The sequence below is a fragment of the uncultured Parabacteroides sp. genome, assembly GCF_902493135.1.
Taxonomy (GTDB): Bacteria; Bacteroidota; Bacteroidia; order Bacteroidales; family Tannerellaceae; genus Parabacteroides.
This window is the reverse complement of sequence record NZ_CABUOD010000009.1, coordinates 20028-34150: the sequence shown is the minus strand read 5'-3', so window position 1 is coordinate 34150 and position 14123 is coordinate 20028. Positions and strand designations below refer to the sequence as shown.

General features: G+C 49.9%; 12 protein-coding genes and 1 riboswitch. Of the genes, 9 read left to right on the top strand and 3 right to left on the bottom strand.

Features of this window, described 5'->3' with window-relative positions; all coding sequences use genetic code 11:
- Nucleotides 1-71: 71 nt before the first annotated feature.
- From RDN79_RS05835 to RDN79_RS05805, 7 genes are all read left to right on the top strand, one after another.
- Nucleotides 72-302: a HypC/HybG/HupF family hydrogenase formation chaperone gene (locus tag RDN79_RS05835; protein ID WP_298549460.1), complete on the top strand. Its 231-nt coding sequence runs from the start codon at nt 72-74 to the stop codon at nt 300-302.
- A gap of 24 nt (nt 303-326) precedes the next feature.
- Nucleotides 327-1460: a hydrogenase formation protein HypD gene (gene hypD, locus RDN79_RS05830; RefSeq protein ID WP_298549461.1), complete on the top strand. Its 1134-nt coding sequence runs from the start codon at nt 327-329 to the stop codon at nt 1458-1460.
- Between the two features lie 11 nt (nt 1461-1471).
- Nucleotides 1472-2512 (top strand): hydrogenase expression/formation protein HypE, encoded by a 1041-nt coding sequence (gene hypE / locus RDN79_RS05825; RefSeq protein WP_298549462.1) that lies wholly within the window; start codon nt 1472-1474, stop codon nt 2510-2512.
- Nucleotides 2513-2688: 176 nt separating this feature from the next.
- Entirely contained in the window at nt 2689-3786 is a 1098-nt protein-coding gene (locus tag RDN79_RS05820) for a hydrogenase small subunit (protein WP_298549463.1), read from the top strand.
- 47 nt (nt 3787-3833) lie between these two features.
- Nucleotides 3834-5555, top strand: coding sequence for a nickel-dependent hydrogenase large subunit (locus tag RDN79_RS05815; protein WP_298549464.1), 1722 nt, complete (start codon nt 3834-3836; stop codon nt 5553-5555).
- A gap of 12 nt (nt 5556-5567) precedes the next feature.
- Nucleotides 5568-6308, top strand: coding sequence for a Ni/Fe-hydrogenase, b-type cytochrome subunit (cybH, locus tag RDN79_RS05810; RefSeq protein ID WP_298549467.1), 741 nt, complete (start codon nt 5568-5570; stop codon nt 6306-6308).
- Entirely contained in the window at nt 6301-6765 is a 465-nt protein-coding gene (locus RDN79_RS05805) for a hydrogenase maturation protease (protein ID WP_298549469.1), read from the top strand. Before cybH ends, RDN79_RS05805 begins: the two co-directional genes overlap by 8 nt.
- A 66-nt stretch (nt 6766-6831) precedes the next feature.
- Here the strand turns inward: RDN79_RS05805 and RDN79_RS05800 are convergent, their stop codons facing one another.
- Both RDN79_RS05800 and RDN79_RS05795 read right to left on the bottom strand, forming a co-directional pair.
- Nucleotides 6832-7332, bottom strand: coding sequence for a thioredoxin-like domain-containing protein (locus RDN79_RS05800; RefSeq protein ID WP_298549471.1), 501 nt, complete (start codon nt 7330-7332; stop codon nt 6832-6834).
- Nucleotides 7333-7647: 315 nt separating this feature from the next.
- Entirely contained in the window at nt 7648-8187 is a 540-nt protein-coding gene (locus RDN79_RS05795; protein WP_298549472.1) for a hypothetical protein, read from the bottom strand.
- Nucleotides 8188-8402: 215 nt separating this feature from the next.
- Between RDN79_RS05795 and RDN79_RS05790 the strand changes: the two genes are divergently transcribed.
- Together RDN79_RS05790 and RDN79_RS05785 are read left to right on the top strand one after the other, a co-directional pair.
- Nucleotides 8403-9962, top strand: a complete 1560-nt coding sequence (locus RDN79_RS05790; protein ID WP_298549473.1) for an ATP-binding protein — start codon at nt 8403-8405, stop codon at nt 9960-9962.
- A 51-nt stretch (nt 9963-10013) separates the two neighbouring features.
- Entirely contained in the window at nt 10014-11306 is a 1293-nt protein-coding gene (locus RDN79_RS05785; protein WP_298549475.1) for a BamA/TamA family outer membrane protein, read from the top strand.
- A 30-nt stretch (nt 11307-11336) separates the two neighbouring features.
- Here the strand turns inward: RDN79_RS05785 and RDN79_RS05780 are convergent, their stop codons facing one another.
- Nucleotides 11337-13892, bottom strand: a complete 2556-nt coding sequence (locus RDN79_RS05780; protein WP_298549477.1) for a DUF5686 and carboxypeptidase-like regulatory domain-containing protein — start codon at nt 13890-13892, stop codon at nt 11337-11339.
- Between the two features lie 129 nt (nt 13893-14021).
- Nucleotides 14022-14122: riboswitch (TPP riboswitch) on the top strand.
- The last annotated feature ends 1 nt before the right edge of the window (nt 14123 follow it).

Here is a 14123-nt window from a genome sequence, read left to right as displayed (position 1 = left end):
ATATCGTACATTTCTTCAGAACATATTGCCTACTTTTGAAGTTAGATAAATATAACAAAGATTTTACTAATATGTGTCTTGCAATACCCGGAAGAATAGTAAGCATCGACGACTCCGTCCCTGAGCTTAAAATGGCCAGAGTGGATTTTAGCGGAATCGTGAAGAATATATGTGTCCAGTGGGTCGACGTATCCATCGGCGACTATGTGCTGGCCCATGCCGGTATGGCTATCTCCGTCGTCAATGCGGAGGAAGCGGAAGGGACGCTGGAAGACTTGAAGAGATTGACAATTGACTGTTAAATACGAATCAAATTGTCCATTGCCATGAAATACATAGACGAATACAGAGATAAAGAGCAAGTGCAATCGCTCGTCCGGGCTATCCGGCAGGTAGTGACGCGGCCCTGGCATATCATGGAGATATGCGGAGGACAGACGCATGCCATCGCCCGCTACCGCTTGGAGGAGATGCTGCCGGAGGAAGTCAAGCTGCTTCACGGGCCGGGCTGTCCGGTCTGCGTCACTCCGGTCGGAATCATCGACCGGGCACTGGAACTGGCCAAACAGCCGGATGTCATACTGGCTTCTTTCGGCGATATGATGCGCGTACCGGGGAGCCGGGAAGACCTGTTGCAGGTCAAGGCCCGCGGGGCGGATATCCGTATGCTCTATTCTCCGTTGGATGCGGTCGATCTGGCAGCTAATCATCCGGAGAAGAGAATCGTATTCTTTGCGATCGGTTTTGAAACGACGGCCCCCGTGCATATGATGGCATTAAAGGAGGCCATGCGGAGGAAGTTGGAAAACTTCTACCTGCTGACCTCCCTGTTCACTGTGCCGCCCGCTATAGAAGCGATCCTGTCCGATCCCGAATCGCGTGTCGACGGCTTCCTGACGGCGGGACATGTCTGCGCCATCACCGGAAACGGGGCGTATCATCTCCTCGCCGAAAAATATAAAACACCGATGGTCGTGACGGGATTCGAACCGGCCGACCTGCTTTTAGGCATTTACCGTTGCCTGCTTCAACTGGAAGCAGGCAGCTATAAGGTAGAGAATGCTTATAAGCGCGCCGTACCCGAAGAAGGGAATCCGGCGGCCCGCGCCTTGATGGAAGAGATGTTGGAACTTTGCGACCAGGAGTGGCGGGGCATCGGAATTGTCCCGCAAAGCGGATTACGGTTGAAAGAGACCTTTGCACGGCAAGACGCCTCACGCCTTCTCTCCGCGCCCGGCGCGGTCGGTAAAACCGGAGATGAGTGGGCGGATCAAGCCCGCCATGACAAAAAAACGTCGGGCGCGGGAAAGAGGCAGTGCATCGCCGGTGCTATTATGCGAGGGACGAAACAAACGAAAGACTGCCCCTTCTTCGGAACGCTCTGTACCCCGGATCATCCGGTCGGTGCGCCGATGGTTTCATCGGAAGGGGTTTGTGCAGCTTACTATAGATATAAATAGAATCAGAGAATATGATAACGACAAATTGCCCCATTCCTCTATCCGATACCGATTGCGTGCTGCTGGCGCACGGCGGTGGCGGACGGATGACACACCAGCTGATAAGCAGCATCTTCTATCCTGCTTTCCGCAATCCTTTGTTGGAACAAGACCATGACGGATGCGTCTTCCGGGTAGAAGCCGGACGGATGGCCTGCTCGACCGATTCGTTCGTGGTAGACCCCGTCTTCTTTCCCGGCGGCGACATAGGCGACCTGGCTGTCAACGGCACGGTGAACGACCTGGCTTGTTGCGGCGCCCGTCCGCTCTACCTGACCGCCGGGTTCATACTCGAAGAGGGTTTGCCTCTCGCCGACCTGCGGCGAATCGTCTTGTCGATGAAAGCGGCTGCCGAACATGCCGGCGTGCAGATCGTCGCCGGCGACACGAAAGTGGTGGAAAGGGGCAAATGCGACAAGCTCTTCATCAACACAAGCGGCATCGGCATCGTTCCCGAAGGTATCCGCATTGCTCCTGAGAGGGCGCAGCCCGGCGATGCGGTCATCTGTAGCGGACCGATCGGCGTGCATGGCATCACCATCCTTTCCGCCCGTGAAAGTCTGGGTTTTGAAACAAATCTGAAAAGTGATACAGCTTCGTTAAACAATATGATTGGCGAGTTGTTAAAATATATAGAGGAAATCCATGTCCTGCGCGATCCGACACGCGGCGGCGTAAGCGGCACGTTGAACGAGATTGCCCAGGCTGCCGGTGTGGAAATCGTCCTGGATGAAGCCTCTCTCCCCATCCCCGATGCCGTGCGCGGCGCTTCGGAGATCTTAGGGCTCGATCCGCTCTATGTCGCCAACGAAGGGCTGGTGCTGGTGATCCTTCCGGAAGAAAAGGCCGAACAGGCTCTTGCCATCATGCAAAACTGCCCGGAAGGGAAGAACGCCGCTATCATCGGCCGTATTCAGGAAAAGGGCCATCCTTTGGTTAAAATGAAAACGCAGTATGGGAACTACCGGATTGTCGATATGCTCAGCGGAGAGCAGTTGCCGAGGATATGCTGACGCCGGCTTCGACACCTGAAGCGAACGGGCGATCGGCACCTGTGTCAACCGAGGCTTCCCTACCCGTGTCAACCGAGGGACTCCTACCAGTGTCAACCGAGGCTTCGACACAGGTATCAACCGAGGCTTTGACACCATGTGGACTAATAAATGTTAAAACATTAACAAGTTAAGATATGGAAAATAAAAGACCGTCTATCTACGAAGAATGCCTGAAGAAAGGCATCTCCCGCCGGGATTTCCTGAAATTCTGTACCACCGTCGCCGCCCTGATCGGACTCGAATCCAGCGGTGTGGCACAAGTAGTAAAAGCACTGGAAACGAAGCCCCGGCTCCCTGTCATCTGGCTTCACTTGCAGGAATGCACCTGCTGTAGCGAATCGTTCATCCGCTCTTATCATCCCACGGTAGGCAACCTGCTGTTCGATAATATCTCGCTCGACTACACGGAAACGCTGATGGCCGCCTCCGGCTTCCAGGCCGAAGCCTGCAAGGAGGAGACCATGAAGAAGTATTGGGGTGAATACATCCTGATGATCGAAGGTTCCATTCCGACCAAAGACGAGGCGTATTGCTGCGTCGGCGGAAAGAGCGCCATGCAGATCGTCGAGGAGTGTGCCGAAGGGGCCAAAGCCATCATTGCGTGGGGCAACTGCGCATCCGCCGGTTGCGTGCAGGCTGCCAATCCGAACCCCACCGGGGCAAAAGCCATCCACAAGCTGATCAAAGGCAAACCGCTGATGAACGTGCAGGGCTGCCCTCCCATCGCCGATGTCATGACGGGCGTCATTGTCTATATGCTGACCTACGACCGGATGCCGCAGCTCGACGCCCTCGGACGCCCGAAGATGTTCTATAGCCGCCGCGTGCACGATACCTGTTACCGCCGCGCCAATTTCGATGCCGGCCTGTTTGTCGAAAGTTTCGACGACGAGAATGCGAAAAAGGGATACTGCCTGTACAAGGTCGGTTGCAAAGGGCCGAATACCTATAATGCCTGCGGGATCATCAAATGGAACGAAAGCACCAGTTACCCGATCCAGAGCGGACATCCCTGCCTGGGCTGTAGCGAAGCGGGGTTCTGGGACATGAGCCCTTTCTACAAGCGGTTGCCTGATGTGCACGGTTTCGGTATCGAAGCGACTGCCGACCAGATCGGCCTGGCTGTCGGTGCCGCCACGGTTGCCGGTATCGCCGTACATGCCGTAGCCACCAATATCCGTAAGAAAGAGTTGATCGACAACGACGAGCCCGAAAGCAAGTCGACCATCTGATCCCCATTTCTTAATTATTAATTCTTACTTATTAATTCAAAAAAGCCATGTCAGAAAGAATAGTAGTAGATCCGCTTACCCGTATAGAAGGCCATCTCCGGATCGAGGCCGATATCGAGAACGGAAAGATCAAAGACGCCTATAGCTCCGGCACGATGGTGCGCGGAATCGAGACGATCGTGAAAGACCGTGACCCGCGTGACGCCTGGGTGTTCGTAGGGCGCGTTTGCGGGGTGTGCACCTCCATCCATTCGCTTTGTTCCGTACGGGCGGTGGAGAATGCGTTCGATATCGTCATCCCGCCTAACGCACAGATGGTGCGCAACATCATGACTGCCGTGCTGTACATGCACGACCATGTCGTCCATTTCTACCAGTTGCACGCGCTCGACTGGGTGGATGTCGTTTCCGCCCTCAAAGCCGATCCGGCCGAGGCTTCGGCTCTCGCCCGTAAATTATCTCCCTGGCCGAAAAGCTCCACCGGCTATTTCACGGCGCTGAAAGAACGGCTCACGAAGTTCGTGGGAAGCGGGCAGCTTGGTATCTTCGCCAACGGGTATTGGGGGCATCCGGCCTATAAGCTGACTCCCGAACAGAACCTGATCGCAGTCGCCCACTATCTCGAAGCCCTCGAATGGCAGAAGGAAATCGTCAAGGTGCATGCCGTGTTCGGCGGTAAGAATCCGCATCCGAACTACCTGGTAGGCGGTATGCCGTGCAGCATCGACCTGAACGAAGCCAACGCGATCAACACCGAACGCCTGGACCTGGTCAAGCAGAAGTTGCAGGAGGCGAAGACCTTCATCGACCAGGTGTATATCCCCGACCTGCTGATGATCGCCAATGTCTACAAGGACGAATGGAGCAAGTTGGGAGGCGGCGTGAAGAACTACCTCGCCTACGGGGATTTCCCGATGTACGAATACGGGGAAACGGACAACTACAAGATGCCGCGCGGGATCGTCCTCGACCGCGACCTGTCGAAGGTGCATCCGGTCGATGCCAACTCTCCGGAAGAAATAAAAGAGTATATCTACCACTCCTGGTATAACTACACGCAGGGAGATAAAGCCGGCCTGCACCCGTACGACGGCGAAACGAACTTGAACTATACAGGTCCCCGCCCCCCCTACACGCACCTGAACGTCGAGGATAAATACAGCTGGATCAAGACGCCGCGCTGGAAGGAGGAACCGATGGAAGTAGGTCCGCTCGCCCGCATGATCGTTGCCTATGCCGCCGGCAAGGAACCGCAGAAATCATTGATCGACGACACGTTGAAGCAACTCGACCTGCCGGCGGAAGCGCTTTTCTCCACCCTCGGACGCACGGCTGCCCGCGGATTGGAAACGAAGCTCACGGCCGATTGGGCGCTTGAGTTTTACGACCGCCTGATCAAGAACCTCGAAAACGGCGACTCGCGCATGGTCAACCATTACATGTGGGAAAGCGAAGCATGGCCGAAACATGCCCAGGGCGTCGGCCTGACGGAAGCGCCCCGCGGTGCTTTGGCCCATTTTATCGTGATCGAGAACAACAAGGTGAAGAACTACCAGATGGTCGTGCCGACCACCTGGAACGCTTCTCCCCGCGACGAAGTAGGCAAACTGTCCGCTTATGAATCGTCTTTGATCGGCACGCCGATACATGATCCGAAGCAGCCGTTGGAAATCCTCCGTACCATCCACTCGTTCGACCCCTGTCTGGCATGTGCCGTGCACCTGTATGACGAAGAGGGGAAATATGTGCATCAAATGGATACGTTCTAAAAAAACAGTTCAATGAAAAGTCGTAAGAAACGTTTAAGAGAAGTATATGTATGGGAGCTTCCCGTGCGTATCTACCACTGGCTGAATGCACTTTGTATCGTGATACTCTGCATCACCGGTTTTATCATAGCCGACCCGCCTGCCATCATGACGGAGACGGAGGCGAACTTCAGCTACTGGTTCGGCACGGTGCGCTTCATCCATTTCGTGGCGGCGTTCGTGTTCTTCTTCAACTTCGTGTTCCGCCTGTACTGGGGGTTCGTCGGGAACCGGTATGCACGCTGGAACAACTTCATCCCGCTGAAAAAGTCGCAGTGGAAGGAGATTCTCGAAGTGATCAAGGTGGACATCCTGATGATCAAGAACAAGCCGGTGGACAGCATCGGGCACAATGCGCTGGCAAGCGTCATCTACTTCGGTACGTTCTGGGCGTTCCTGCTGCAATCCATTACCGGGTTCGGCTTGTATGCCAAGATGAGCGAATCGGCTTTCCCGCAGTTGTTCGCCTGGACGGTTCCCCTGATGGGCGGCGACCTGATGGCTCGCGAGATCCATCATTTCCTGATGTGGTTCTTCATCCTTTTCGCTATCGTGCATGTTTACCTGGTGTTCTACCACGACTATATCGAACAGCGCGGTGAGACCTCCTCCATCATCGGCGGCTGGAAGTTCATCGAAGAAGAGATTGCCGACAAGGAAGAGGTAACGGAAAATGCAGAAGTCATCACCAAATCCGCCCGCAAGAATGAATAAGGACATCTTGGTACTGGGTGTCGGCAACCTGCTGTTGAAAGACGAAGGAGTCGGCATCCATGTCATAAAAGCACTCGAAAAGGAAGAACTCCCTCCTAACGTCTCCCTGATGGACGGCGGCACGGGCGGGCTGCATCTGATAAGCTGGATACAGGATTACAATCGGATCATCATGGTCGACGCCACTCTCGATCGGAATCCTCCGGGGACGATCCGCCTGATCCGCCCCCGCTATGCGACAGACTTTCCGCCTCTGATGAGTGCGCATGAAATCGGCCTCCGCGACATGATCGAAGCGATGATTTTAACAGAGAAGCTGCCGGATATACAACTGATCGTCGTCTCGGCCGAAGACATCAGCGAGGTCGGGATGGAACTGACCCCTGCGGTCGAAGCGGCTGTTCCCGAAGTGGTGGAAATGATAAAACAGATTATAAAAGATCCCATAGAACGCTGAGAACCCTCAAAAAAAAGAGCTGCCCCCTTTGACAGGAGCAGCTCTTTTTTGCTAATAATCTTCTGATTAACTCTTCTTCAAAACCTTTGTCAGATCTTCCGGGGTTACATTGGCGGCGATAATAACTCCCTTGTCGTCGATCAGGAAGTTGCGGAATCCCTTCTGCAGATTAAACTTCCCAAACAATTCTGACTTTCTGCCGAGTTCTTCATGAAATTGCTTGGTGCCTTCCAGTTTGTCGGCTTTTACCGTTTCGGTAAAAATGGATTCTTTCTCGTCCAAGGAGATCGAATACATCGCAATCTTGTCTGAACTCAACTTGTTGACTTCATTCCATAATTGAACGTTACGGGCCCGCGATTCAGCATCGTAAGCTGCCCAGAAATTCAGCAATGTGTAACGTCCCGAATGATTTTGGAAACTGAAATTGCTCTCGTTTCCTAAAGACTCTATTCTCGGAGCAAGGTCGCCAGGGTTAATACCGACTGTCGGCTTTGCGTTTTTAGTTCCGGCAGACATTGCAAGCAACGCAACCGCAACAAAGAGAACATAAGCTCTTACTTTCATATCATCATTTTTATGTTAAACTTAATCGGAGCATTATTTTGAAAATTCCTCTCCGACTCCTGATTTTCAGGAAGTAAACAAGGGCTTCACCTTCGCTAAGGAATCGCTTTCTTGTTCTTAACGGTTGCAAATATACGGGTAAAAGCCCTATTCAACCAAACGATATAACACTTTTCAGACCAAAAGCAAGATTTTTTATATGTTTTATTGCATCAATAGAACGAAAATAGTATGTTTTGCAGCATATCGTTAATCTTATTTCACATATACTCGTCCGTCGATAAGCCCAAGCAGGTAGTGTCAAGCCGACTTATTTTATCGTTTCCCCTGCCCGCCATCACCGTACGGCGAAGGCATCGGCATCCCTTCCTTTATATATTCGTCATATACAACTGTCGGATGGTCTTGTGGAGAAGCAACATTATACTCCTCTTTGAAGTTATCGCGACGGAAGTTCTTCAATTTCAGATTTTCCGAACTATAAGTACGCAAAGTCTGCCTCTTATTCCCGGTTAAGGAACTTTCCACTACTTCCGAATCCAAAATATTCATTTTCGGAGTGAGAGACGGCAAAAGTCTCTGTTCGAGTAAACCGCGATAAGCCCCGATATATTCACACCAAACGGAATTTCCGCGGGTAAAAATACGATAGGTGTAATTGGACCATGCCGTCCGGATGTGGATTTCATGTTGCCAGATTTCAATACAGGCTTCCGAATCGTAGTTCGGATCCTTGATCGTTACCCGTTCCAGTCCATGCATCTTTTCCAGGATTTTCGTTTGCCATTTGTCTGAATGCATAATTTCAGCAATAATCTCAGGCAATTTTTCCTTAATTTCAAACTGAATCTTCATCTTCGTGTGCCTGCCAGTCAGGACTTCTTAAGGTTGCCAGGTTCTGTTATTAATATAATGTGTCTAATTTAGTAACAATAAACGCACGTGATTTGTTTACAAAACAATCGTTTTTTTATTCATGGCCTGCCTATCGGAATTTGATTTTAAATATTACCTTTGCGATGGATAATAATTAAATATTGTGTATCAGGGTAAAAGTATAATGTTTGCTTATGGAACTAATACTAATCATAGAAACGATAATCTGTATCTTTCTTCTATTGCTTTTGGTCAGAAGTAACAGGAAGCAGACCTCATATAAAGCCAGGGAAGCTAAAATTATAGACTCCCAGCAGTTTTGCCTGAACATATTGGACAATCTCCCTTTTCCCGTATTTGTCAAGGACATCAACGACGATTTCAAGTATAAACTTTGGAACAAAGAAGCCGAAAAAGAATCAAGGACAAGCCGGGATGCTATTTTGGGGCATTCCGATTTTGAAATATACGGTGAAGAACGCGGCCGCAAGTATCGCCAGATAGACGAGCAACTGGTAAAAAACAAAGTCGAGTACCAGGCAGAGGACGATTATATCACGCCTGACGGAACATTGCACAATACGATCGTAAACAAATCTGTTATAACACTGGGAAACAATCACTGGCTTTTGGTAGTCCGCTGGGACATCACGCAGATAAAAGAGTACGAGAAAGAATTGATCCAAGCTAAAGAAGAATTGGAAAATGCGATCAAGACCCAAAACCTGGTACTGAACAGCATCAATTTCGGGCTCGTTTTTGTCGATAAAAACTATGTCGTCCAATGGGAATCGACAGCCAACTTGCACGAGATCGCCAAGGGCAGGCGTTATAGCGCCGGAAAAGTGTGTTATCAGACAGCCATGGGGCGTGGAGCACCTTGTATGAAGTGCGCTTTGAGCGAAGCGATAGAAACCGGGAAACCTGTACGCCATGAGTTCACCGAAGCAGACACGGTCATCGAGATCAGTGCCATACCGGTCTGTACAAATACCGGCGAAATACAAGGCGGCCTAATGAAGATCGAAGATATCTCGGATAAAAAGCGTATCGAACGCCTGCAATACGAAATAAAAAAGGCAGACGAAGCCAACCGTTTGAAATCGGCTTTCCTGGCCAATATGAGCCATGAAATCCGTACGCCTTTGAATGCAATCATCGGCTTTTCCAACCTATTGGCCGAAACGGACGATCCGGAAGAGAAAAAGGAATTTGTCCATATCATCACCTCTAACAACGAACTGTTGCTGCAACTGATCAACGATATTATCGATATGGCCAAAATAGAATCCGAAACCCTCGACTTTACTTATTCCGACACGGATATCAATCAGCTGATGGAAGACCTTTGCCAGCAGATGAAGCTGAAAAACACAAGGCCGGATACCGTTAAAATCGAATTCACACAAAGGCAGCCCGAATGTATCATCAATACGGACGGTAACCGCATCATGCAAGTCATGATCAATTTTATGACGAATGCCATGAAATTTACAGAACGGGGCAGCATTACCTTCGGTTATGAAAAATCCGAAAAAGACATCTACTTTTTTGTTAAAGATACCGGAATCGGAATACCGTCAGACAAGAAAGACCGGATCTTCGAACGCTTCGTCAAATTGAACACTTTCGTGCAGGGGACAGGGCTTGGACTGCCTATATGCGCCATGATTGTCGACAAATTCGGGGGAACAATCGGTGCTGATTCCCAGGAAGGTGAAGGGTCGACCTTCTGGTTCCGTTTGCCCTTCTGAAATAAATCCGATTATTTTTTATACTTTTGCCTTCATTAATAGGATTAGTCAATGCTTAAATATTTTGTTGTATTTGCGGGAGCCTCTTTGCTTGCAATTTCTTTGCCGGCAAAGGCTCAGGAGCAACGCGATACCGTTGCGCTCTCCTCTGAAGAAATAACAGCTCCTTCAGATACCGTGCCTCGAAAGGAGGCTGTCATCGTAGACGGAGTGGAATTGAACGAAAAGCAATTGAAACGCTACTACCGTCAATTGCGTAAAGATTCCATCCGGGCTCACAAAACTATATGGTGGTCCGTGCTGGGTGGCCCCTCCTATACGCCGGAAGCCTCGTTCGGCGTGGGCGGCGCCGTCCTTGCCAGTTTCCGGATGAATAAACAGGACACGATTTCCCAACGCTCTTTCCTGCCTGCCGGTTTGAACCTGTCTATAAACGGGACCATTGTTGTCGCAGGCGCCGGAACGTTTTTCTTCAATGAGAACCGTTTCCGTATCTATATGAATTATGGTTACCGGAACGAGCCTTCACACTATTACGGGAAAGGTTTTGAAAAGGCGGAGAATCTCGAAAGGGGCGATTCCACTACCCGCTTTCATCGAAGTTATTTTCAATTGTATCCGCGATTCGTATGGGAAGTCCGTCCGCATTTCTATTTAGGCGGCTTGTTTGATCTGAACTACACAAAGGTTTCGGATGTCAATCCGGTAATGAAAAATGATCCCTATTACCAGAAATTCAAAAGCAAGGATTCGGATGAATGCAGATACTTCAACGTCGGTATCGGCGGACTTATCCAATATGACACCCGCGATGATGTGGCGACACCTACGCGCGGCATGTTGTTGGGAACCAATTTCAAACTGTTCGGCAAATATTTGGGAGGCGCTTATAACTACGAGATTATCGAGCTTGAATACCGGCAGTTTAAAAACGTATTCCGCCCGCGCAGTACACTTGCCTGGATTGCCAAGAGCCAGATCGGTTTAGGGGAAGTTCCTTTTACGGAACTCCCGACTTTCGGTTCTCCTTTCGACCTTCGCGGTTATTATATGGGCAAGTACCGTGACAAGTCGATGGCTTACGGAATCGTAGAATACCGCCATATGTTCGGTTCCCCGGCGAAATACAAAAGCGGGAACTTCTGGGCGAAATGCGGGTTCGTGGCATGGGTCGGAACCGGGACGATCGGGGAAACTCCTTTCGACTGGAACAAATGGAAACTCAATTTCGGAGCCGGCCTCCGCTTTCAGATGCAGCCGGGAAAGAACTTCAGGCTGGACATAGGCAAAGAGCCCGGCCAGCCGGGCATGCAGGTCTATATGAATATGACCGAGGCTTTTTAAGGATAAACCCGTGCCTGAAAAGCCGTGATGTCAGAATGACATTCGCATCATGAACCGAACCCCTTTCGTCTGGATACCCGGATGGTCGCGATAGTTCAAACGCCAGACATAATCAAGACGAAGGAACTTAAAGATGTTTTCAATGCCGACACTGGCTTCCATATAAGGAGCTTTGCCAAACGTGTACGAACCGTCAGGGAAAAGATACAGGCCGTCTCCCCCGTTCACAGGGTTGTTCTTGTCGGTCAGATGTCCCCACATGCCACGGAAACAAAAGACCTCTCTCCATTTCAACTTCTTGACAAGCGGCAGGCGGTTCAGCAAATTTCCGTTCATGTAGTACGTCAGATCCCAGGAGGCATATTCGTCGCTGATGAACTCCATCGCGTTCATATTCGTATAAGATTCCGGCTGGATCGTATAAGAAAGATTGGCATTCGGCAGGATCAGCAAAGGATAGGGAACCTTGTTCCATACTTTTCCCGCTTTCGTGATCAGGTCGATGTAGCCGAAAGCCGAGAACCAGAAACGTTTCTGGATACCGATATCCGTACGGTGATAATCATACGACGATCCCAGCAAATCCTTCTTTGCCATTACATGGCTGAGATTGAAGATCAGCGCATCGAAAGTAATCGGGTAGCGAAGGTTGCGTGTCTGGTAGAACTTTTCATCCTTAGCATAACGGAACTTCAATTCCAGTTCCGTCATATCATAGCTCTTGACCGGGCTGATGGTCCCATCCGGCCCGATCCGGTCAAACACCGCATATTCGGTCGCATATTCGCGACGGTTACGGACGACAGCCCCATAAGCCAGACCATTATAATGTTCGTGGTAGTAGGTCAGTTCGGCTTGCCGCAGATAAGTGGCCCGCGTATCTTTCTGGCGTTTCCAGGCCAGGAACATATTATCCTTGCTGGCATACATATATTGCTGCCCTAACTGGTTGATATCGTACATATATTCGAGGCGGATCGAGTTCAGCGGGAACTCCTTGCGGTATTCTTTGCGGTCATTGAACGAATACTCGACAAGCGCGTCATATTTCAGCTTTTCGTCTTTTGTCCCATACGCCATATATCCGTCAAAGAACAGGTTCTTGCTAAACGCCGTCGTCGTCGTCCCTCCCACGCGGAAACGCGCCCCTTCGATCGCATTGCCGCTGATCGCCGTGTTCATGGGGCCGAACTCGAACTTGCTTTTCAGCGGGTCCTTATTGGTCGGGATATAGCCGGACACAAGGATCGAAACGACTTTCTCCGTTATATAGAAGATCGGAACGGAACGGAATTTAGCCATCAGCTTTTCGACCGAGTTCGGATTTTTCTTTATCGCCTCTTCCGGACGGTTGCTTGTCCAGAAATCCTCCGATTGCTGATAGGCGTCCTTCAGCGTGATGACGGGGGCGCTCTCCTTAAACACAAGCGCCCGTTCGGCATCGGGTTCATCGAAAGAATGGTTGCTGTAGATGTTCAGTCGCCGCGCATACATGCCTTTCGATTTCTCGCTCAATTTGAAGTTGACATTGATGTCGTCCTTCGTAATGATCCGGGTACTGTCGGGCGTGCGTTCGAAGGTCTGTTCGATCGTCATTCCGGAAACGAAGTTCAGGTTGATGTCTTTAGGGACATTCAGAATTGCCTTCTGTACAAAGAATGTGGAATCGAGCGTGACAAACAGATGGCCGGTGAAACCGAATGTTTCCGAGTTGAAAGGGACAAACCCTAAATCCACGCACTTCTGTCCGTTCACATTCAACGTGTCGAGCAAGTAATATTTGTAATAATTCGGCCCGATGGTGGACAGCGGGCTGACAAACCGTTGTAAAAACAAAGGAATATCATTCTTGAAAATATCGACTTCCCGGAAGACCTCATTCAAAAACTGCTGGATACCGTCACGCGAGAATATCTCATCCACACCGGATGATTTGTTCCCTTTCACAATACGCTTCTCCGACTTCGGCTCTTTACGGTAATAGACAGATTCCACCTTTTCTTTTTCCGACACCGGAAGGATAGTCGTGCCGACATCCAGCGTATCGACAAAATCGACCAGGAAATCGAATTTGCCCGGTTTTCCGTTCTTTTTGGGTTTGGGATGATAATCGTTCATCGCAAAGACCATCTTCTCATACTGGTCGTATTGGAAGTAATCGTGGTTACGCGGATCATTGCTTTCCCGTGAGGCGATGACCTGCTTTACGAACTTAACGGCCGGATTCTCTTTCTTGCTGTATTTCTCCTTCTTGGGCTTTACGACGACTTCATTCAAAGCGATCCCGTTCGGAGCCAATTTTATTTTCAGATTATTCGTTTTACCCGGAATGATCTTGACTTCTTTCGTGTCGTATCCCAAATAAGATACTTCCAGATTCTTGACACCGGTCGATGCGGAGAATGAAAAGTTCCCATCCCCGTCAGTTGCTGTTCCTATTGTCGTCCCTTTAAATATAAGAGAAACGTAGGGTAATCCCTCCCCTGTAATCGAATCGGTTACAATTCCCTTTATAATCGTATTCTGTCCGTTTGCTATCCATACCGTAAACAAGGATGCCAGCAAAAAAACAATCTTCTTCCCCATCACAACTTCTTATCCTTTTATTTTTACTTTATCCCTAATAAAACGCTGCAAAAGTATAACAGATTCTTTTTACAGAGTGTTCCAAAACACGCACATTATATTCCAATTACAAAAAATCTTCCTACCTTTGTGTCCTGAAAGGGGTGCCATACTGTTAACGGGCTGAGATTATACCCTCGCGAACCTGATGCGGGTAATGCCGCCGTAGGAAAGAACAGAGAAGGCTTTTTC

Bases quoted from the DNA above. Each gene is read 5' to 3' on its own strand.
- RDN79_RS05780 (WP_298549477.1), bottom strand. From the start codon at position 13,892: ATGGGGAAGAAGATTGTTTTTTTGCTGGCATCCTTGTTTACGGTATGG.
- hypD (WP_298549461.1), top strand. From the start codon at position 327: ATGAAATACATAGACGAATACAGAGATAAAGAGCAAGTGCAATCGCTC.
- RDN79_RS05835 (WP_298549460.1), top strand. From the start codon at position 72: ATGTGTCTTGCAATACCCGGAAGAATAGTAAGCATCGACGACTCCGTC.
- cybH (WP_298549467.1), top strand. From the start codon at position 5,568: ATGAAAAGTCGTAAGAAACGTTTAAGAGAAGTATATGTATGGGAGCTT.
- RDN79_RS05790 (WP_298549473.1), top strand. From the start codon at position 8,403: ATGGAACTAATACTAATCATAGAAACGATAATCTGTATCTTTCTTCTA.
- RDN79_RS05785 (WP_298549475.1), top strand. From the start codon at position 10,014: ATGCTTAAATATTTTGTTGTATTTGCGGGAGCCTCTTTGCTTGCAATT.
- RDN79_RS05800 (WP_298549471.1), bottom strand. From the start codon at position 7,332: ATGAAAGTAAGAGCTTATGTTCTCTTTGTTGCGGTTGCGTTGCTTGCA.
- RDN79_RS05820 (WP_298549463.1), top strand. From the start codon at position 2,689: ATGGAAAATAAAAGACCGTCTATCTACGAAGAATGCCTGAAGAAAGGC.
- RDN79_RS05805 (WP_298549469.1), top strand. From the start codon at position 6,301: ATGAATAAGGACATCTTGGTACTGGGTGTCGGCAACCTGCTGTTGAAA.
- RDN79_RS05795 (WP_298549472.1), bottom strand. From the start codon at position 8,187: ATGAAGATTCAGTTTGAAATTAAGGAAAAATTGCCTGAGATTATTGCT.
- RDN79_RS05815 (WP_298549464.1), top strand. From the start codon at position 3,834: ATGTCAGAAAGAATAGTAGTAGATCCGCTTACCCGTATAGAAGGCCAT.
- hypE (WP_298549462.1), top strand. From the start codon at position 1,472: ATGATAACGACAAATTGCCCCATTCCTCTATCCGATACCGATTGCGTG.